Source organism: Rhizobium sp. BG4, from assembly GCF_016864575.1.
In the GTDB taxonomy this organism is placed as follows: domain Bacteria; phylum Pseudomonadota; class Alphaproteobacteria; order Rhizobiales; family Rhizobiaceae; genus Rhizobium.
Genome location: NZ_CP044125.1, coordinates 2,542,360 through 2,560,809, shown reverse-complemented (window position 1 = coordinate 2,560,809; position 18,450 = coordinate 2,542,360). Strand labels below are relative to the sequence as shown.

The 18,450-nt window shown below is 61.7% G+C and carries 20 protein-coding genes and 2 pseudogenes; 9 read left to right on the top strand and 13 right to left on the bottom strand.

Features of this window, described 5'->3' with window-relative positions:
• Positions 1–4: 4 nt before the first annotated feature.
• The 9 genes and pseudogenes from F2982_RS12975 to F2982_RS12940 form a co-directional block, all read right to left on the bottom strand.
• Entirely contained in the window at positions 5–859 is an 855-nt protein-coding gene (locus F2982_RS12975) for a CheR family methyltransferase (protein WP_130282048.1), read from the bottom strand.
• Between the two features lie 27 nt (positions 860–886).
• A complete protein-coding gene (locus F2982_RS12970; RefSeq protein ID WP_112719891.1) occupies positions 887–1,363 on the bottom strand; it encodes a chemotaxis protein CheW in 477 nt (158 codons plus the stop codon).
• 2 nt (positions 1,364–1,365) lie between these two features.
• Positions 1,366–2,511 (bottom strand): annotated as a pseudogene (locus F2982_RS31540) (methyl-accepting chemotaxis protein); the annotation flags it as partial.
• A 177-nt stretch (positions 2,512–2,688) separates the two neighbouring features.
• Positions 2,689–3,189, bottom strand: a pseudogene (locus tag F2982_RS31535) (MCP four helix bundle domain-containing protein); the annotation flags it as partial.
• Between the two features lie 313 nt (positions 3,190–3,502).
• Positions 3,503–5,215 carry a methyl-accepting chemotaxis protein gene (locus F2982_RS12960; RefSeq protein WP_199629036.1) on the bottom strand — a complete coding sequence of 571 codons (1,713 nt, stop codon included), beginning with the start codon at positions 5,213–5,215 and terminating at the stop codon, positions 3,503–3,505.
• A 33-nt stretch (positions 5,216–5,248) separates the two neighbouring features.
• Positions 5,249–5,752, bottom strand: coding sequence for a chemotaxis protein CheW (locus tag F2982_RS12955; RefSeq protein ID WP_112719894.1), 504 nt, complete (start codon positions 5,750–5,752; stop codon positions 5,249–5,251).
• Entirely contained in the window at positions 5,749–7,824 is a 2,076-nt protein-coding gene (locus tag F2982_RS12950; RefSeq protein ID WP_203428059.1) for a chemotaxis protein CheA, read from the bottom strand. The genes F2982_RS12955 and F2982_RS12950 overlap by 4 nt, the downstream gene beginning before the upstream one ends.
• Positions 7,821–8,189, bottom strand: a complete 369-nt coding sequence (locus F2982_RS12945; protein ID WP_112719896.1) for a response regulator — start codon at positions 8,187–8,189, stop codon at positions 7,821–7,823. Before F2982_RS12945 ends, F2982_RS12950 begins: the two co-directional genes overlap by 4 nt.
• Positions 8,186–8,515, bottom strand: coding sequence for an STAS domain-containing protein (locus F2982_RS12940; RefSeq protein WP_246777437.1), 330 nt, complete (start codon positions 8,513–8,515; stop codon positions 8,186–8,188). The genes F2982_RS12945 and F2982_RS12940 overlap by 4 nt, the downstream gene beginning before the upstream one ends.
• Positions 8,516–8,887: 372 nt before the next feature.
• On the opposite strand from F2982_RS12940, the gene F2982_RS12935 reads away from it, so the two are divergent.
• On the top strand, positions 8,888–10,594 hold the full coding sequence (locus tag F2982_RS12935) for a chemotaxis protein (RefSeq protein ID WP_246777554.1): 1,707 nt from the start codon (positions 8,888–8,890) through the stop codon (positions 10,592–10,594).
• Positions 10,595–10,604: 10 nt separating this feature from the next.
• Here F2982_RS12935 and F2982_RS12930 read toward each other — a convergent pair whose 3' ends face one another.
• Complete coding sequence (locus F2982_RS12930; protein WP_203428057.1) at positions 10,605–11,684, bottom strand: tetratricopeptide repeat protein; 1,080 nt, start codon at positions 11,682–11,684, stop codon at positions 10,605–10,607.
• A gap of 10 nt (positions 11,685–11,694) precedes the next feature.
• A complete protein-coding gene (locus F2982_RS12925; protein WP_112719900.1) occupies positions 11,695–12,351 on the bottom strand; it encodes a thiamine phosphate synthase in 657 nt (218 codons plus the stop codon).
• 107 nt (positions 12,352–12,458) lie between these two features.
• Between F2982_RS12925 and F2982_RS12920 the strand changes: the two genes are divergently transcribed.
• Positions 12,459–13,223, top strand: a complete 765-nt coding sequence (locus F2982_RS12920) for a sulfite exporter TauE/SafE family protein (RefSeq protein ID WP_112719901.1) — start codon at positions 12,459–12,461, stop codon at positions 13,221–13,223.
• Here F2982_RS12920 and F2982_RS12915 read toward each other — a convergent pair.
• Entirely contained in the window at positions 13,220–13,612 is a 393-nt protein-coding gene (locus F2982_RS12915; RefSeq protein WP_203428056.1) for a GFA family protein, read from the bottom strand. The genes F2982_RS12920 and F2982_RS12915 overlap by 4 nt on opposite strands.
• A 149-nt stretch (positions 13,613–13,761) precedes the next feature.
• Between F2982_RS12915 and F2982_RS12910 the strand changes: the two genes are divergently transcribed.
• Entirely contained in the window at positions 13,762–14,022 is a 261-nt protein-coding gene (locus F2982_RS12910; RefSeq protein ID WP_112719903.1) for a metalloregulator ArsR/SmtB family transcription factor, read from the top strand.
• A gap of 159 nt (positions 14,023–14,181) precedes the next feature.
• Here the strand turns inward: F2982_RS12910 and F2982_RS12905 are convergent, their stop codons facing one another.
• Positions 14,182–14,355 (bottom strand): DUF465 domain-containing protein, encoded by a 174-nt coding sequence (locus F2982_RS12905; RefSeq protein WP_112719904.1) that lies wholly within the window; start codon positions 14,353–14,355, stop codon positions 14,182–14,184.
• Between the two features lie 228 nt (positions 14,356–14,583).
• Between F2982_RS12905 and F2982_RS12900 the strand changes: the two genes are divergently transcribed.
• The 6 genes from F2982_RS12900 (at position 14,584) to F2982_RS12875 (ending at position 18,445) form a co-directional block, all read left to right on the top strand.
• On the top strand, positions 14,584–14,787 hold the full coding sequence (locus F2982_RS12900) for a DUF465 domain-containing protein (RefSeq protein ID WP_130282062.1): 204 nt from the start codon (positions 14,584–14,586) through the stop codon (positions 14,785–14,787).
• Positions 14,788–14,806: 19 nt separating this feature from the next.
• Complete coding sequence (purE, locus tag F2982_RS12895; RefSeq protein ID WP_112719906.1) at positions 14,807–15,301, top strand: 5-(carboxyamino)imidazole ribonucleotide mutase; 495 nt, start codon at positions 14,807–14,809, stop codon at positions 15,299–15,301.
• Positions 15,298–16,362 (top strand): 5-(carboxyamino)imidazole ribonucleotide synthase, encoded by a 1,065-nt coding sequence (locus F2982_RS12890; RefSeq protein WP_203428055.1) that lies wholly within the window; start codon positions 15,298–15,300, stop codon positions 16,360–16,362. Before purE ends, F2982_RS12890 begins: the two co-directional genes overlap by 4 nt.
• 155 nt (positions 16,363–16,517) lie before the next feature.
• Positions 16,518–16,643, top strand: coding sequence for a type B 50S ribosomal protein L36 (ykgO, locus tag F2982_RS12885; protein WP_003582204.1), 126 nt, complete (start codon positions 16,518–16,520; stop codon positions 16,641–16,643).
• A 111-nt stretch (positions 16,644–16,754) separates the two neighbouring features.
• The gene (locus F2982_RS12880; RefSeq protein ID WP_112719908.1) at positions 16,755–17,369 is read left to right on the top strand and encodes a hypothetical protein; all 615 of its coding nucleotides are present in this window, start codon (positions 16,755–16,757) and stop codon (positions 17,367–17,369) included.
• 62 nt (positions 17,370–17,431) lie between these two features.
• Entirely contained in the window at positions 17,432–18,445 is a 1,014-nt protein-coding gene (locus F2982_RS12875; RefSeq protein ID WP_203428054.1) for an alpha/beta hydrolase, read from the top strand.
• Positions 18,446–18,450 lie beyond the last annotated feature (5 nt).

The following is an 18,450-nucleotide window of genomic DNA, read 5'->3' as shown; positions in this document are numbered from 1 at the left end:
TGCTCTACTTCTTCTGGAACACCGTGTTGGAAACCTGCTTCAGCGGCAGGTCGAATCCGGTGATCGATTCCGAGTGGCCGATGAACATGTAGCCGCCATCGGCAAGGCAGTCGCAGAGCCGCGTCAGCACGGATTGCTGCGTCGGCTTGTCGAAATAGATCAGCACATTGCGGCAGAAGATGATCTGCATCGGCTCGCCGACCGGATATTTGTCGTCCATCAGGTTCATGCGCGCAAAGCCGATCTTGCTGCGCAGCTTTGGCGAGATGCGCACTTCGCGGCGCCCGGCCTGCTTGGCGGTCATTACATATTTGCGCTGCAGATCGTAAGGCACCGGCTGCACCAGATCCTGCGCATAGATGCCGCGGCGCGCCGTCTGCAGCACATCGGTGCTGAGGTCGGTCGCCAGCACGCTGTAGGAAAGACCGGCATTCTCTTCCACGAATTCGGAAAGCACCATCGCCATCGTGTAAGGCTCGGCGCCCGTCGAGCAGGCCGAGCTCCAGGTGCGGATCTTGCGCACGCCGCTCGAAACCAGCGCCGGCAGCGCCGTCATCTGCATATACTCGAAATGCTTGGCTTCGCGGAAGAAGTCCGTCTTGTTGGTGGTGACGACATCGATCAGATAGACCGTTTCCTGATCCAGGCCGCCTTCATCGAACAGGAAATCGCAATAGTCGTCGAATGTCGAATGGTTGGTGGCGCGAAGGCGGCGGCGCAGCCGGCCCTCCAGCATCGTCAGCTTCGACGGCGGCATCTTGATGCCGCTGTAGTCGTAGATGAACCGGGAAAGCTTGTCGAAATTGCGCTTGCTGATCCGGTCGCCCGGCAATTGGGCTTCCACTGCTGCCATACTCATAACTCAAAACCCCCAAAAGTCGGCAGCCTAAGCTGCCGATTGCAATGCCGAAGCGTCCTCGCGCGACAGCAGCCGCGCCAGGTCGACGATGACGACGAAGCCGTTTTCACGGCGCACGACGCCAGCGATGTAATCGGAACGCCAGCGGGTACCGATATCCGGCGCCGCCTCGATCTGGTCCTGCCGGAAGGGCGTCACCTCGAAGACCCGGTCGGCGACGAGGCCGAGCGTCAGCACCCGGCTTTCCATCGGTATGTCGAGAACGAGCACACGCGTATGCGGCGTGGGCACGGTCTTCGACATACCGAGTTTCAGGCGCAGATCGATGGTCGGAACACCCTGGCCGCGCACGTCGCGAAGGCCGAGCAGATAGTCGGGACCGTTCGGAATCTTGAAAGCTTCCGCATAGTCCAGAATTTCCCGCACCACCTCCACCGGAACGGCGAAGATTTCATCGCCGAGGCTGAAGGTCACGAATTGAGCTTCCAGGGATGTCGAGGCCATGATTATGCGCTTTCCTTGAATTCGGCGTCACCGTCGTCGGGACCACCCATTGACATGTCCAGGGCAAAACCTTTCGCACGGGCCTGCTGGCTGGCGACGCTGTTGGCTGCCGCAACCGCCTTGACGGGCTTGCGCGGCGAAGCGGCGGGGCGGGCGCTCATCCGGGCAGCTGTCGTGCGGGCATGGCCCGAGGTTTCGACCTTGAAGAAGGCGATCGAGGCCTGCAGTTCCTCGGCCTGGGTGGCGAGCTCTTCCGAGGTTGCCGACATCTCTTCCGATGCGCCGGAGTTCTGCTGGGTCACCTTGTCGAGCTGCTGGATCGCTTCGTTGATCTGGGCCGCACCGATATCCTGCTCGCGGCAGGCGGCGCTGATCTCGGAGACGAGCTCTGCGGTCTTGCGGATATCCGGCACCAGGCGGCCAAGCATGTCGCCGGCATCCTGTGCTGCCTTGACTGTGTCGGTCGACATCGAGCTGATCTCGGCAGCAGCAGACTGGCTGCGTTCGGCCAGCTTGCGGACTTCCGATGCGACAACAGCAAAGCCCTTGCCGTGTTCGCCGGCACGAGCCGCTTCGACGGCGGCGTTCAGAGCGAGAAGGTCGGTCTGACGGGCGATTTCCTGAACGATGCCGATCTTCTGGGCGATGGTGCGCATAGCCTCGACCGCGCGTGCCACGGCCTCGCCGCTGGTTTCAGCATCCTTGGCGGACTGACGGGCGATCTTTTCCGTCTGGGCGGCGTTATCGGCGTTCTGCTTGATGTTGGCGGCCATCTCTTCCATCGAGGCAGACGCCTCTTCGGCCGATGCTGCCTGCTCGGTCGCGCCCTGCGAAACCTGCTCGGCGCTGGCCGAGAGTTCCTGGCTGCCGGAAGAAACGTTGTCGGCGGCCGAGAGAGCATCGGCAACGACGCCACGCAGACGCTCGACCATGCTTTCCAGCGAGAGTCCAAGCACGTCCTTGTCGGACAGCGGCTTCGGCGTGACGGTCAGGTCGCCATTGGCGATCTTGTCGGCAATGCTTGCCGTATCGCGAAGATTGGCCGTCATGGTGTTGAGGGCATCGACGAGGTCGCGGACTTCATCGTTGGAATTGACGGTCGCGGTTGCCGAGACATCGCCGCGTGCGACGGCACTTGCGAGATCGGTGGCTGCCGAAAGGTTCCGCTTGATGGCGCGGGTCACGAAGATCACGACACCGATCGCGGCGAGCGTGATCAGCAGACCCATCGTCACGGTCATCTGGATCAGCGAGTGGAAAAGAGCAATGCCCTGCTCGCGCAGATCCTTGGCGGCCTTCAGCTGATATTCGGTCAGCTTGCTGATGCCGTCGGTCGTCGGGTCGATCGCAGGATAAAGGTCGTTCTTGGCGAATGTATCGAGCTTGGCGGTGTCGCGCGTCTGGAGAATATCCTGAAGCTCGGCGACCTTGACGTCGGAGCGCGCCATGTCGGACTTCACCTTCTCGGCGATCACGCTTTCTTCAGGCGTCAGCTGGGTGGCGAGACAGGCCGACCACTGATCGGAGATGACATGCTTGGCGCCTTCGATATTGGAGGCGGCCTGCTGCCAGTCGAGCTTTTCGGCATGCAGCTTGTGCGTCGTATCGACGATGCTGACGGCATAGGCGTCCGACACCAGCTTGAGCTGCTGCAGCGGAACGACGCGATCATCATAGATCGACTTCATCGATTCCGTCATGGCGTTCATGCCGTAATAGGCGCCACCGCCGATAACGCTGGCGATAGCGATGCTGGACGAGATCTGGATTGCAAGAATTTTGGCGCCGATGGAACGGAAGATTCCCTTTTTGCGGCCGGTAGTCATGGGGGCATTCCTCGCTAGAGATGTTCTGGTTGATCCGGCTGAACGCGCGGCTTTCCGCGCCGCCCAAACGGCAGTCGTTCGAAATGTCTTGCTGGTTCCAAAATCATCGTCGCGTCACCGGCACCGTTTTGTACCGGCCTTTTCACGATCGGCAGCAAACCGCTGAGCGCCAGCCACGGATGCTTCTCCCTCGGAGAGCCTTCAAGCCGGTCCGCATCCTGCGGTGGCCTGGGCCGATCGACACCGGCGCATACACACGCCGGGCATTTCATGCCGCGGACTTCTCAGCCCGCGGCACTTGTTCATCTATCGATCAGGCGCTTTCGCGGAAGTCGTCGTCGTGCGAGTCCGGACCGCCCATCGACATGTCGAGTGCGAAGCCCTTGGCACGGGCCTGCTGGGCCGACACCGACTGGCTGCTATGGCTGAAGTGCGAGTGATCGCTGGCGGGCTTGCGAACCGGAGCCGAAGCCTTGACGACCTTGGTCACGGCCTTGACCGGCGTGCGCTGCGCGCTGGAGCGGGCCGCACCTGCGGTATCGACCTTGAAGAAGGCGATCGAGGCCTGCAGCTCTTCTGCCTGTGCAGCAAGCTCTTCCGACGTTGCCGACATTTCTTCCGATGCGCCGGCGTTCTGCTGGGTCACCTTGTCGAGCTGCTGGATCGCTTCGTTGATCTGCGAGGCGCCGATATCCTGCTCGCGGCAAGCAGCGCTGATCTCGGAGACGAGTTCGGCGGTCTTGCGGATATCCGGCACCAGGCGTCCGAGCATTTCGCCGGCGTCGCGGGCAGCCTTGACCGTATCGCTCGACATCGAGCTGATTTCGGCGGCGGCAGACTGGCTGCGTTCGGCAAGCTTGCGGACTTCCGAAGCAACGACCGCAAAGCCCTTGCCATGTTCGCCTGCACGGGCCGCTTCAACGGCGGCGTTCAGAGCGAGCAGGTCCGTCTGGCGGGCGATTTCCTGAACGATGCCGATCTTCTCGGCGATCGTGCGCATCGCATCGACAGCGCGGTTGACGGCATCGCCGGAAGCCTCGGCATCCTTTGCCGACTGGCGGGCGATCTTTTCCGTCTGGGCGGCGTTGTCGGCGTTCTGCTTGATATTGGCAGCCATCTCTTCCATCGAGGCGGATGCTTCTTCGGCAGATGCTGCCTGCTCGGTCGCGCCCTGCGAAACCTGCTCGGAGGAAGCCGAGAGTTCCTGGCTGCCCGAGGAGACGTTGTCAGCGGCCGAGAGAGCATCGGCAACGACGCCGCGCAGACGCTCGATCATCACGTTGACGTTGCCGAGCAATTCGCCGATTTCGTCGCGGTTAGTGATTTCGGCGGTCTTCGTCAGGTCACCTTCGGAGACTTCGCGAACGACGGTGTTGGCGCGGGCGAGACCCTTGGAGATCGTGTTGGCGATCCAGAAGGCGACAATGGCGGCCAGAACCAGCGCAGCACCGGCAACGCCGATCATGACTGTGCGGGTCGAGGCATACTGCTGGTCGGCGCTGTCGTCGGCATCCTGCATGCGCTGCTTTTCAAGCGCCAGAATATCGTCAAGAGCCGCATCGATCTTGTTGGCAGAGTCGCGGGCCGTGGTGATCGAGATATTGTTGGCGGCGTCCAGGTTGCCGGCCTTCATGAGGTCGCGGATCTGGTCGTCGGACTGGTTGAATGCCTTCGAGAACTCGGCAATCTGCGCCCAGCGCGGCTTGCCTTCTTCGCTGGCGATCGCGACGACGCCGTTGAACGCGTCGGTGAAGTCCTTGCGGGCCTGATCGCCCTTCTGGATCGAAGATGCGATATCGTCAGGCGTGCGGGCCGTGAGCAGGTTCTTCTGCTGACGGATCGCTTCGAGCTGCGCGATATTGATCTGCTGCGCAAGATCGAGACGCGCGGCCGGGCCTGCGAGCAGGTTGCCGAGCGTGTCGTTGAGCGAACCCAGGCTCATGATGCCGTAACCGGCCGTGCCCACAAGCATTAGTATGATGAAGGTGAACGCTGTCACCAATTTGGCTTTAATTGTCAGTCGCATCGTCCCAGCCCCCTAGCTGATATCAACGGCGTTTCAGTTTGAGTTGCCGGCGCTGTCGTGCCGGGCGGAGAAGATTGCCTGCAGATTGGGGATGATGATGAACTCCCCTCCCCGCTTGACGAGGCAATTGATGTAGTCGGCGCGCCAGCGCATGCCGACACTTGGCGGTGGTTCGCTCGCCGTCTTTGCGAGCGTGGTGACTTCATTCACCTTGTCCGTCCTGAGGCCAACGAGCGTACGCTCGCCCTGCAGGTCGATTTCGATAACGATGATGCGGCTGTCGATCGTCGCCTCCGTCGCCTCCATGCCGAAGGCAAGGCGTAGATCGGCGAGCGGGATGACCTTGCCGCGGAAATTGATGACGCTCGCCACATAGGACTGCGCGCCGGGCACGGCAGTCTCCGGCAGCAGGTCCAGGATTTCCTGAACCATGACGGCCTCGAGAGCGAAGGTCTCGCCGTTCATGTCGAAGGTCAGGACCTCGACTTCTTCGGCATAGGCCCAATGCTGGTCTACACGTTCGGCTACGGCGCTCATCCTGCGACCCTCATCTGCGCTTCCTGTTGCTGACCGGCGGCCACGAGATGGCCGACGTCGAGAATGAGTGCGACGCTGCCGTCGCCGAGAATGGTGGCGCCCGAGAAGGTCACCACGTCGTTGTGCAGCTTCGACATCGACTTGATGACCGTCTGGTGGTCGCCGATGATCTGATCGACGACGAGGCCGACGCGCTCCGTGCCGGTCGAGATGACCACGACCTTCTGATGCACGTCGGGCTTGGTGCCGGTGCGGAAGAGATCGCGAAGGCGCAGGAACGGTACCAGGCTGTCACGCAGCGAGATGAAGCTGCGGCCGCGCGAACGCAGATCCTCTTCCAGCGACAGTTCGAGGCATTCCTCGACCGCCGAGAGCGGGATGACGTAGCGGCCGGAACCGACACGAACGAGAAGGCCGTCGATGATCGCCAGCGTCAGCGGGATGCGCAGCGAGACTTCCGAACCTTCACCCGGACGGCTCTCGATATCGATGGCGCCACGCAGCGCCTCGACCGTCTTCTTGACGACATCCATGCCGACGCCGCGGCCGGAGAGATTGGTGATCGTCGCAGCCGTCGAAAAGCCCGGCGCGAAAATCAGCTGCAGCAGTTCCTGATCGGAAAGCTGCTGGCCGGGCGCGATGAGACCCGAGGATTCGGCCTTGGCGCGGACCCGTTCGCGGTTGATGCCGCGGCCGTCGTCCTTGATCGAGATGATCACTTCACCACCGGACTGGCGGGCGGACAGCGTCACGGTACCGGCTTCGCTCTTGCCGGCGGCAAGGCGGTCGGCCGGGGTTTCGAGGCCGTGATCGATCGAGTTGCGGACGAGATGAACGAGCGGATCGGCAAGGCGTTCGATGACCGTCTTGTCGACTTCGGTGCTTTCGCCCTCGGTGATCAACTCGATCGACTTGCCGGTTTCGCGGGCAAGATCGTGAACGAGGCGGCGGAAGCGCGAGAAGAGCGTGGCGACTGGCACCATGCGCAGCACCATCATCGTGTCGCGAAGCTCGCCCGACAGGCGCTCGATCTCTTCGGAGACGGAGCGCAGTGCGATATCCGAGCTTGAGCTTGCCAGCTGGCTGAGGCGCGACTGGGCGATGACGAGCTCGCCGACGCGGTCCATCAGTTCATCGAGGCGCTCGGCAGGAACACGGACGTTCTCCTGTGCCTTGGCCTGGCGGCTGTCGGCCGCGGCAGCGGCCGGTGCATCGCGCTTGACGGGAACGGCCTCGACCGGCTTGAAGGCCGGAGCGACGGCAGCCTGCGGTGCGGCAACGGGCGCCGCGACCGGTGCGGGCTCGGCAGCCTTGACCGGCTCGGCTGCGACAGGCGCGGGCGCCGGGGCGGCGTCATCGATATCGACGACTTCGAGCTCCATGTCATCCATCACGAAGATGAAGACGTCGTCGATCGCCGAACGGTCCTGCTCGCTCTTCAGCGTCACTTCCCAGGAGATGTAGAGTTCGTTCGCCACGAATTCGCCAAGCGGCGGGATACCGGCCGTATTGGCGCGCACCGTGCATTCGCCGAGCTCGCGCAGCTCGTCGAGCAGGCCGAGCGGGTTGGTGCCGTTGGCCATCGCATTGGACGGCAGGCTGAAGCGGATGCGCCAGTGATTGAGCTTCTTCTGCGGAGCAGGTGCCACAACGGCTGCGGGCGCCGCTACAGCAGGTGCCGCTTCCTTCGGTGCTGCGGAACCGCCGACGGCGGCCTGCAGCTGGGCAAGCAGTTTCTGCCCGGTATCGCCGTGGTCGGCGTCGGGCTGATCGACGAGCGCGCGCATGTGATCCTGCGCCGCCAGTACCGCCGCCACCAGTTCGGCGGTTGCCGGAACTTCGCCCTTGCGGACGCGGTCGAATGCCGTCTCGCAGTGATGCGTGAAGGCTGCGAGCGCCTCGAAGCCGAACATCGCGCCGGAACCCTTGAGGGTGTGCAGGCCGCGGAAGACGGCATCGACGAGGCCCTTGTCGTCGAGCTGGTGGGTGAGATCGAGAAGCCCGGCCTCGATTGCCTCGAGGCATTCGGCGGCTTCCGTGCGGAACACTGCGACCGGATCGAGCGTGCTCATCTGCCGAGAACTTTCTTGACGATCTTCACGAGGTTTTCAGGATCGAACGGCTTGGTCAGCCAGCCGGTGGCACCGGCCGCCTTGGCGCGGGCCTTGAGATCGGCATCGGACTCGGTGGTGAGGAAGATGATCGGCACGCCCGCCTGGCTCGGCAGCTTGCGCAGCTCCTCGATCATCGTCAGGCCGTCCATGACAGGCATGTTCAGATCGGTGACGATCAGGTCGAACTGCGCGGTCTGCGCGGTTGCCAGACCTTCGGCACCGTTGACCGCCTCGGTGATGGTATAGCCCGCATTGGTCAGCGTGACCTTGGTCGTCAGCCGGATGCTGGCGGAATCGTCGACTGTCAGGATATTGGCGCTCATGCTGTAACCTCTTTATGCAACCAGAACTTCGCGTCCTCGGCGGTGAAGGCTTCGACGAAGCCGGCGCGTTCGAGGACCTTGAGAATACGCTCGCCAACAGGGGACGAGAGCGTCAGGGTCTTGCCTTGCAGCTTGGCCTGGCGGCGCGCGGATTCCACGAGTTGCACGAAGCTCAGATCGGCCTCCGCACTCGATGGAATTTCCAGTATAATTCGATCTTTACTTTCGATTTCACTAGAAATTGTCGCGCTAAGATCCAATACATTCCTGATACTTAGAACTTCAGGCAATGATATAGAATCGCGATGCTGATTATCGCCGCTCAAGACAGCCCCCGAGGCATGAGAAATACTTTTATTCCTCTAAAGGACTCTCACGACAGGCTTAACGGGGAGTAAACTGTGGTTGTAACCGATCTACAATTGCCGCGAGTCCCGACTCCCAAATTCTTACCCAAGATAAGTTATAGTCGGCAATTTTTATGGGTATTTTTTACAAGCAAAATCATATGGTTAAATTAACATGAGAGCTTTCTAACGAGAAAGGCTCCGCATTTTTTACGCATCGTTAATCACAACGCAGGCGAGTCGGCGGCGTTTACCCCTCATTTCCATCCTGCCCGTAAAAATAGCATCAGTTTTGCAGAAGTAATAAGTAAAGGGAACAACGTGGCAAACGGGGCAGGATCGGCACAGGCGATAGAGTTGACCACCGGTACGGAGGTCAGTCAGACGCTCGAAACCGCGCGCAGCCAAGTCGAAGAACGCTTCCTGGAAGGCGGCACGGTGCTGCTGTCCGTCATGGACGTTCTCAACCGTTTGCTGAATTCTCTCGATAACATCACCAAGGCTCTCGACAACAATGAGTCGAGCAATGCCGACGCTGATCTGCGCGCCACCGTCGAAAGCCTGACCGCCCTGCCGGTCACCGAACAGGCGCGCCAGACGGCACTTGCGACGCTCGCCGAAACCGGCAGCGGCCTGCACAAGCATATCGCCGAGATGCAGGAGACCATGCGTTATCTCCGCACCTTCGCCGTGACGGTAAAGATCACCGGCGCCGGTCTCCCGGAATTCGCTGGCTTCGCCCAGGAAATTCTTGAGCGCATCTATTCCGGCACCGAGGAAGTCAATCGCTTCGCCGGCCACCTTGATAGCCTGCAAAAGGAAGTAAAGCTGGCGCTGAGTGTCGGCGCCAATCTGTCGAAGAGCTATTCGGAAACCGTGCCCGCCGTTGCCGGCGCACTGCGCCAGGATGCGCAGAAGATCGCCGAACACCGCCAGAAACTCGGCGTCATCGCCCGCGAAGTCGGCGCGATCGCCCGCGGCGTCCAGTCCAAGGTCGCCTCCACCCTTTCGGCCCTGCAGATCGGCGACATCACCCGTCAGCGCATCGAGCACGTCCAGAGCACCTTCTCGCTGCTCGACGAATTCCTCGATGGCGATGGCAAGGCACTGAATGCCGACCAGCGCGAGCGGCTGCGCAATGTCATCAATCATTTGACCGCGGCACAGATGGCGGAAATGTCCGCCGATTTCAGCCGCGACTCGCAGAATGTTGTGCAGACAATCAAGAGCTTCGGCCACGACACGCACGAGATCATGAAGCTCCGCGACCAGATGGCTGGCGGCGGCGAAGGCAATTTCATGCGCGCCCTGGAATCCAGCGTTTCGGCCGCCCACGAGATCGTCAAGCAGGTGGATGCCTCCAGCCGCCAGGCCGACCAGGTCAGCCAGTCGACACTCGGCACCGCGGCCAAGCTTCTGGAAGCGATCGGCAACATCCGCGCCGTCAAGACCGACATCAACTACATGGCGCTGAATACCAACCTACGCTGCAGCCGTCTCGGTGAAGAGGGCAAGTCGATCAACGTCGTGACCGCGGAGCTTCGCATCTTCGCAGGCAAGCTCGACGATTCCGCCGATGCGATCGTCAACGGCCTGCCGGCGCTCGAAGCAGCGGCAGGCAACATGGCCCCTGCCGCAGGCGGCAATTCCGGCGGTCTCGCCGAGAGCCTGACGGCTGCCGTCGGCAGCATCCGTTTGGGCGCGGACATGATGGAAGAGGAATTGAAGGTTCTGGCCGAGCACGGCCGCGAGGTCGCAAGCAAGATCACCCTGATGATCGGCAAGCTCGATTTCGAGCACGATCTCGGTGAAACGCTGGTGCGCTGCGCCACCGTTCTCGAAGACGTCGCCGGCATGGAAATCGCCAATATCGACGATATCGCCGAGTTGATCGCTCCGCTCGACCGCAAGATCTTCAAGCTCTACACGATGGTTCAGGAACGCAACGTCCACCGCGCCATCATTCCGGCCATCGAAGAAGAAGCGGCACCGGCCGCTGCGGCAGCCCCCGCGGCTGCCGGTGACGACGAAGACCTCTTCGCCGACGCGCTGTTCTAGGACTTAAAGCCTACGGAAGGCGGCGGAACTTGTTCGCCCGGTCGATGGCCGCCTTCTGCTGATCGTCCTCGATCCCCAGGAAGAAATCCTCGAGCTCAGGATCGGGCAGGCCGGCCCGGCGTGACAGCACATACCATTTGGCCGCCTCGATCGGATCGGGCTTGGTGCCGAGCGCGTAGATGTAGAGATGCGCGAGCTTGTTCTGCGCCACCACGTTGCCGCGGTTGGCGGCAAGCTGCATCCACTGGAAACCGTGCACGAAGTCACGCGGGCCGTTCTGGCCATTGACCATCCAGACGGCGAGATCGACCTGCGCGGTATCGAAACCGGCATGGGCAGCACGCGCCATCCAGGGCCGCGCAAGACGGCGCTTCTCTTCCGGAAGATCGGGCATTGTCGAATAGAGTTCAGCTACCGCATATTGCGCATCGGCAATGCCCTGCTCCGCCGACTTCTCGTAATAGGGCAGCGCGAGCTTCAGTCCGTCCTGGCCGGGATGGTCGGAGGTGAGGATCTGGCCCCAGTTGAACTGCGCGGAAGAATTGCCGGCATCAGCCGATTTCTTCATGTATTCGTCGGCCTTGGCCTTGTCGCGCGGCACGACTTCGCCGGCCATCAGCATCAGCGCATATTTGAACATCGCCGCGCCATCGCCGCCTTCGGCTGCCTTGCCGTACCAGAAAGCAGAGCTCTTCGGATCGCGGCGCACACCGAGACCGGCATACTGAATTTCGGCAACCAGCGTCTGTGCGGCGGGATCGCCAAGCTGGGCGCGCGGCAGTGCAAGCTGCATCGCCGTCAGATAATAGCCGCGCTGATAGGCGCCATAGGCATCATCGACCGGCCCCTTGTAGTCCTTCTCCGGCGGCAGGTCGGGAAGTTTCGCGCCCATGCGGTCGAGAACGCCGAGACCGGTCGAGGGCTGCACGCCTTCCGGCGGGCGTCCCTTCTTCAGCGGTTCGGCATCGCCGCCGACCGGCCGTGTCACCACATTGTCGATCGTCTGGGCCATCGCCGCATAGGGAATGGACGCGGAAAACGCGGCAGCGGCGAGAATCAGACGGCGAATGTGGACGGCGCGGATCGGCATAAGCGCGACTTCAATCCTCAAACCGTGGCGCTTTTTCGTCAAGAAGTGCGTTGACCTGCGCAACGATCGCCGGCGCCTGTGCCGGATCGGCAAAAACGGCAAGCCGCAACGCTACGAACTCGGCGCCGGATTCGGCAACCACGAGCGCCGAAGCGGGATCGGTTCCTCCCATCACCATGCAGGGAATTTCGATCATCGACGCCCACCATTCGCCGAGCGCGACATTCTTCGGATGCGCTTCCGGCTTGATGTCGCCGTCGAGCTTGCCGAAGAAGATGTAGTCGGGACGTTCCTCGCCGATCTCCAGCGCATTGTGGCGATCGGTGGCATTGCCACCGCCGACGATCAGCTTGTCGGCATATTTGTCGATCGCTTCTGCGATCTCGGCAGCCGGGCCGGTCAGATGCAGGCCATCGGCCTTCGCGCGGCCGACGATGCGGCTGTCGCCGGCGATCAGGGCAGCCGCGCCCGCGTCCTGGATGATCGGCACCAGCTTTTCGGCGTGCTTCTGGAAAACGCCGTCGTCGAGGCCGTATTGCGGCACGATCACCGAGGCGACGTCTCCGCCTTTCAGCGCATCGCCAACAATCTTCGCCCTCTCGTCGGCGTCTGCAATGTCAGGCGCGATCAGGACCAGGCGGCAGCGGTTTTCCGGTTCGGTGCTCATGAAGTCTTTCCATTTTCTGCCGATTCCGCCAGCAGGCGGTAAATCCGCACTCGTTTTGTGTGAGTAATTCCGATAGACGGGGCTGGCAAGGGGAGGACTTGAAAAGCATGCTGCCGGAACTGTCATTCTTTTATGCGGCAGTGCCCGCTGTCCTGCTCGTTGGCCTCGCGAAAGGCGGCATGGGAGATGCCCTTTCGCTGATCGGCGTCCCCTTCCTCGCCCTCGTCGTCTCGCCGGTCGAAGCGGCCGCCATCCTGTTGCCGATCCTCGTTTTCATGGACATCATCTCGCTGATCATCTGGCGTCAGCATGGCGACTGGACGACGCTGAAGATCATGCTTCCCGGCGCGCTCTTCGGCATCGCGCTCGGCTGGGCGACATCCGCACTCATTCCCGGCAATGCGCTGCGCATCGTCATCGGCACGGTCACCGTGCTGTTCTGCCTGCGCTACTTCTGGAACAATTTCGGCCCCGGCGCCGGAAAAGTCGTGCCGCCGCGCGGCCAGCGCCCGATCCTTGCGAGCGCCTGGGGAACGCTGTCGGGATATGGCAGCTTCGTCGCCCATGCCGGCGGCGCACCGTTCCAGATCTATGCCCTGCCGCTGAAGCTGCCGCCGCGCGAATTCACCGGCACCAGCGTTCGCTTCTTCGCCATCCTCAATGCCGTGAAGCTGATCCCCTACTTCGCGCTCGGGCAGCTCGACACCAAGAACTTGGTCACCTCGATGACCCTCCTGCCCTTCGCACCGCTGGCGACGATCGCCGGCGCCTGGTGCGTGCGCCGCATGAAGCCGGAGATTTTCTATCCGTTCATGTATGCCATGGCGATGATCGCCGCGTTCCTCATCATGCGCGAAGGTCTCGGTTTCTAGTCTTCCGATCGACCGGCATCGTCGCGGTCGCGTTCATAGCTCCGGGCCCACGGAAATGCCGGCAGCCAAGCCTCGCGGCGGATCGTCCAGAGCTCGTAGGTCGGCTTGAACCGATTGGGTTCGTCGAGCGAACCAAGGTTCAGCTCGACCTCATCGCCGCTACGGCCAAAGACCGGAGACCCGCAGCGCGGGCAGAAGAAGCGGCCGGCATAGCTCCCCGTCTCGCCTTGAACCTCGACCGCATCTTCAGGATAGATCGCCGAAGCATGAAACAAGGCGCCGTGATGCTTGCGGCAATCGAGACAATGGCAAATGCCGACGCGGTAGGGCGCTCCCGTCGCGGCAAAACGGACATTACCGCAGAGGCAGCCACCGGTGAAGCGATCCATCCTGCATCTCCTCGTCATCCAAGAGAGCTGACGGTTTACAACGAAGCCTGCCGTTACAGCAAATCCGGGCGTTCACCGGCAGACAATCGAGCTTGGGTGCACCGCACAATTTCCTTGCCGGAAAGCGGTCTTTGACGTAGCGTTTCGGCATGTCGAACATCGACCCCTTCGCCGCGATATCAGATCCGAACCGGCGGTTCCTGCTGGAACAGCTGAGGCGCGCGCCGAAGACGGTCAACGAACTCGCCGAAACCCTTCCGATCAGCCGCCCGGCTGTCTCGCAGCACCTGAAGGCGCTTCTGGATTCGAACCTCGTCTCCGTTACCTCCGAGGGCACGCGGCGGATCTACGCGGTCAACAACCGCGGCTTCGACAGGCTCAATCTGTGGCTGGACCAGTTCTGGGCGTAAAGCACCCGCTACAAATGAAAATGCGCCAGTCCAACTCCGCACTGAATGGACTGACGCACGATTTTGTAAAGCCACCGGGCCCTTGCTAAACCTATTTAAAGTTTGGATTTTTGTCCTTCAAGACTGCAAGTGATCGACCGGTGATCTCGAGTTATTCCATTAGTGAACGGAAGATTTCAGACGTTGGATTTCGTCCTTGATACGCAGCTTTCTGCGCTTGCACTCTGCAATGTCTGCATCGCGCTTAGAGGGAGATGTCATCAGCGCGTGCAGCTCCTCCTCAAGAGCTCCATGCTTCTTCTCAAGTGACTCAAGATGAGCTTGAACAGTCATTTGACCCTTCCTTCCTCTTGCCTTCCCCAGCCATCCATCGCTGGAGTTCTAGGCGTCAACCTTTCGACTGTGACATATTTTTGAAGGCTTGTCGAAGGCGAAAACGTGGTGCCTAGATGGCAAATTCATGATCAACACTAACTTCCCGTTACCGCTATTTGGTGATAGGAGCTTGCGGAAATCATCGGCAGAACGGACAAGGTCCAAGGACGGTAATGGGGAATGCAAATGGCCGATCAGGAACAGGCGGAAATCAGGCTCATCGCAGCTCGGCTGCGGCAGGAGCACGAGGATTATGACGCCGCGATCAACGCCATGATTGCAACCGGCTGCGATGCTCTGCGCGTTCAGCGCATGAAGAAGAAGAAGCTTGTGATCAAGGACAAGCTGACGAAGATCGAGGATCAGATTATCCCGGATATCATCGCCTGAAGGGGACGTGCCGTTGACGATGACAGACAGACCACCCGTTGCCATCATCATGGGCAGCCAATCCGACTGGGAAACCATGAAGAACGCCGCCGACACGCTCGAGGCGCTCGAAATTCCCTACGAGGCGCGCATCATCTCTGCGCACCGCACGCCGGATCGGATGGTCAACTTCGCCAAGAACGCGCGTGACGAAGGCTTCAAGGTGATCATCGCCGGCGCCGGTGGCGCAGCCCACCTTCCGGGCATGACGGCCGCCTTCACGCCGCTCCCGGTCTTCGGCGTTCCGGTTCAGTCGAAAACCATGTCCGGCCAGGACAGCCTTCTCTCGATCGTGCAGATGCCGGGCGGCATTCCCGTCGGCACTCTGGCGATTGGCAAGGCAGGCGCCATCAATGCGGCGCTGCTCGCCGCCGCGGTTCTCGCCCTTTCCGATGAAGATATCGCCGACAGGCTCGACGAATGGCGCGAACGCCAGAGCGGCGCGATCGCCGAATACCCGATGGACGACAGATGACTGCAAAGACGATCGGCATCATTGGCGGCGGCCAGCTCGGCCGCATGCTTGCCATGGCCGCAGCCCGGCTGAATTTCCGCACGATCATCCTGGAGCCGCAGGCCGATTCTCCGGCCGCCCAGGTGTCCAACCGCCAGATCACCGCGGCTTATGACGACCCGGCAGCGCTTGCCGAGCTCGCCAGGCTCTGCGACGTCGTCACCTACGAATTCGAGAACGTGCCCGTTGCCGCCGCCGCAACGCTCGCCGCAAGCGTGCCGGTCTATCCGCCGCCGAAGGCACTGGAAGCCGCGCAGGACCGTCTGGTCGAAAAGCGCTTCATCAATGACTGCGGCATCCCGACCGCGAAATTCCATGCCGTCGACAGCCAGGAAGACCTGGAAGCCGCGCTCAAGGATTTCGGTGGGCAGGGCGTGCTCAAGACCCGCCGCCTCGGCTACGACGGCAAGGGGCAGAAAGTATTCCGCTCGCCGGCCGATAGCGCCGAGGGCGCCTATGCCGCGCTCGGCAGCGTGCCGCTGATTCTCGAAAGCTTCGTCGCCTTCGAGCGTGAGGTCTCGATCATTGCCGCCCGCTCGACCGACGGCACCGTCGTTGCCTTCGATCCGGCCGAGAATGTCCACAGGAATGGTATCCTCCATACCTCGACGATTCCGGCATCGATTTCGGACGCCACCGCCGAGGCCGCCCGCGAGGCTGCCGGGAAAATTCTCTCCTCGCTCGGCTATGTCGGCGTCATCGGCATCGAGTTCTTCGTGCTCGCCGACGGCGGCCTGGTTGCCAACGAGATGGCGCCGCGCGTCCACAATTCCGGCCATTGGACGGAGGCCGCCTGCGTGGTTTCCCAGTTCGAGCAGCACATTCGCGCTGTCGGCGGCCTGCCGCTCGGCGATGCCGGGCGCCATTCGGACTGCGTGATGCAGAACCTGATCGGCGACGACATCCTGACCGTTCCGGACTGGCTGAAGCGCAAGGATGCCCTTGTCCATCTCTATGGCAAGACCGAGTCCCGGCCGGGCCGCAAGATGGGCCACGTGACGGTGCTGACGGCGAAAACCTAGGATTTTGCCGGATAAAAGGCCTTCATGTGGTTGACACAGGAATGCCATCGGGTTATCTGCCTGCCCAACCTAAAGGCGCGCCACGAGCGCGCTTTTGAATGTTTAAAGATACGGGCGAATGTGAAATTCCCCCACAGAGATCGCGGATCAGAAAAATGAAGATCAAGAATTCGCTCAAGTCGCTCAAGGCTCGTCACCGTGACAACCGTCTGGTTCGCCGCAAGGGCCGCATCTACATCATCAACAAGCTGAACCCGCGCTACAAGGCTCGTCAGGGCTGATCTAGCGTTCCGGAGCATCTGGGCGGCATTCGTGCCGCTGCCATGCTTTCCGGTGGGTCGCTGCGGTGGTCACGTCAAATTTTCTTTGATCTTGTGCGTTGGCGGGCTACATTGTCCGCCATGCGCTTTTTTGCTTTGCTCTCCGCGGCCCTGCCGCTGACCCTTGGTCTCCTCGCTCCAATCGCTCCTGCCGCCGCTGCGGAAAAGGACGTTATTGTCGAGCAGCCGGATGCCAATGCCTCCCCCAAACAACGGCTCGACAATCTCTATGCGCAGCTGAAGCGCGAGCGTGATCCCGAGAAGGCGAACGGCATCGCCCAGGAGATCCGCATGGAATGGAACGATTCCGGTAGCGCCACCGTCAATCTCCTGATGCAATGGGCCGACAAGGCGATCGAGGACAAGCGCAGCGCCGCCGCCCTCGATTTCCTCGATGAGGCGATCGCGCTGAAGCCGACCTATGCCGAGAGCTGGAATCGCCGCGCCACTTTGAACTACGCTTCCGGCAATTATCGCAAGTCGATGTCCGATATCGAGCATGTGCTCGAACTCGACCCCCGCCATTTCGGCGCGCTGTCGGGCATGGCCGCGATTCTCAACGACACCGGCAACGACCAGCTGACGCTGAAGGCCTGGGAACGCTTCCTCGACGTCTTCCCCGCCAACCGCACGGCGCAGGAGCAGGTGAACACCCTTTCGGAAAAACTCGCCGGCAGCCGGACCTGATCTTGACGGCGGCGCGCCGCACCCAATCTTAGGGATAAGTGATACACCTTCCCGGTCCGACCATGCTTGCCGAAGTTTCCGCCCTCCTCGCCCCCATTGCCGCCGCGATCGGTTACAGTTCCTACAAGGCTCGCCAGTTCGAACGCGCCTATCCTAACGTCGGTGAACTCATCGATGTCGGCGGCTATCGCCTGAACTCGCTGCATCTCCCGCGCCCGGAGACTGCCGATCTGCCGCCCGTCGTCTTTATTCACGGCGCCAGCGGCAATCTGCTCGACCAGACCGGCGCCTTCCTGCGTCCGCTGCAGGGCCGCGCCGAAATGCTCTTCGTCGACCGGCCGGGCCACGGCTATTCCGAACGCGGCGGACCTGAAAACGCCATCCCTTCCGGCCAGGCCGCTGCGATCGCCCTACTGATGGAAAAGCGCGGGATCGAGAAAGCGATCATCGTCGGCCATTCCTTCGGCGGCGCCATTGCCGCCGCCTTCGGCGTCCATCATCCGGAAAAGACGGCGGGCCTGTTGTTTCTGGCGCCTGCGACGCATCCATGGCCCGGCGGTATCGACTGGTATTATCACGTCGCGACGGCACCCGTTCTCGGCTGGCTGTTCAATCATGCCCTCGTCGTGCCGATGGGTCTGCGGCGTCTCGAACAGGGCACGCTGAACGTCTTCCGCCCGAACCTCAGGCCATCGGACTATATCGCCAGCACCGGCCCGTCCCTCGTGCTGCGCCCCGATACCTTCTACAACAACGCCGCCGACTTCACACGTCTCCACGCCTATCTTGAGGCGGAATCGCACCGCTACCCCGAGATTGCCGCGCCGACGGTGATCATAACAGGAGACAGCGACGATATCGTCTGGGAGCATCTTCATTCGCAGGGTCTTGCCCGCGATATCGCCGGCTCCGAGCTGGTGAAGATCCGCGGCGTCGGCCACAAGCCGGATTATCTCGCGACCGATGTAGCGATCGCCGCGCTCGAAAAGATCGCCGGTCTTCCGCGCGATCTGCAGGCCGCCGCACGCGTAGCGGAAGCGCGCCTTGCCGGAGAGATAGCGGCAGTTGCCGCCTGAAGCCT